At 48.4% G+C, this 1,407-nt stretch carries 1 protein-coding gene; it reads right to left on the bottom strand.

Annotated elements, in window-relative coordinates; translation table 11 throughout:
* Positions 1 to 132 precede the first annotated feature (132 nt).
* The coding region (gene hldE, locus A3738_RS16830; protein WP_156504314.1) for a bifunctional D-glycero-beta-D-manno-heptose-7-phosphate kinase/D-glycero-beta-D-manno-heptose 1-phosphate adenylyltransferase HldE at positions 133 to 1,407 on the bottom strand (1,275 nt) is incomplete at its 5' end.

The raw sequence follows: 1,407 nt of genomic DNA, 5'->3' as shown, positions 1-1,407 counted from the left end.
TTGCCGATAATCCACGTAATGTGGCTCGCAGGATATGCTCGCTGAACAGCCTGCACGGCTGCAACAGCGTTACAAACATCGCCTAGTGCAGAGAGCCTAAGAACGCAAACTGACTTTGGCGCGTCTTGCTGACTATTGGTCATCGTGTTGTTGGATTTTTTCGATGATGCGTGTGGTTGAGCAACCGTCTACAAAATCAATGACAGCAACCTGCCCGCCGTTTTTTTGGACGATATCTGCGCCTACGATCGTGTCGATGGTGTAATCACCACCTTTCGCCAATACATCCGGCATAACTGTTTCGATAAGGTAGAAAGGTGTGTCGTCGTATTGATCGCCTTTCACCTCTCCAAAAGGAAGGACCCAGTCGACGCTTGCGAGTCCGCCGATCACCGTAGCGCGTTCTTCATAACCATTCACGGGGCGTGTTTCACCTTTTAAGCGTTTAACGGATTCGTCTGAGTTTAATCCCAGTACAAGTCTATCGCCTAATGCTCGCGCTTTTTCTAAATAGCGTACATGCCCTGCATGAAGAATATCGAAGCAGCCGTTGGTGAATACAATTTTTTCGCCAGCAAGTTTGGCAAGCTCTATGTGACGCAATGTCTCTTCGTAAGTTTCGGTCTCGCGGGTTCCTCGATGTTCAAAGAACACACGATTTGCGATTTGGTAAAGCTCTTCAGGAGAAACTGTTTCGGCACCCAGTTTAGCCACGACGACTCCGGCTGCTAAATTCGCTATCTGCGCCGCATCTTCAAGAGGGGTGCCTGCCGCCATCATTAAGGCCAAGGTGCCGATGACTGTGTCGCCTGCACCGGTTACGTCAGCGACTTCAAGTACACGGGTTGGCATGTCATGTTTTGAGGAGGGTGTGATGACCGACATACCTTGCTCGCTGCGAGTCAGAAGGATGGCATCGAGATCGCATTTTGCCATCAGTGCTTTCGCTGAAGCGTGAATGCTCTCTTCGCTGTCGGTTTGACCTCCAGCAGCAATAAATTCTTTCAGGTTTGGCGTGATGACGTGTGCGCCACGGTAGACCGATAAATCTGAAGACTTTGGATCGACTAAGATTGTTTTGCCACGTTTGCGTGCTTCATGAATCATTTCTCCGACATAGCGTAAAGAGCCCTTGTTGTAGTCGGAAAAAATAACGAAATCATAGTTATCGATCTGAGCTATAAATTGTTCTTTCAAGGTTTGCGCATGCGCATCTGCAAAAAGCTCTTCGAAATCAAGACGCACCACTTGTTGATGGCGACTGATGACACGAAGCTTGGTGATTGTTGGCTGTTGATCTTGACGAATAAGTGCGGAGCTTACTTTGTCTGTTGCGAGCATGGCTTCAAGACGATCGGCGTTTTCATCATTGCCAATTAGCCCCATTAAACTAACTTGCCCGTTCAA

Source organism: Oleiphilus sp. HI0066, from assembly GCF_001635725.1.
Note: the sequence above shows the minus strand (reverse complement) of the source record. Positions and strands in the feature narration are given on the sequence as shown.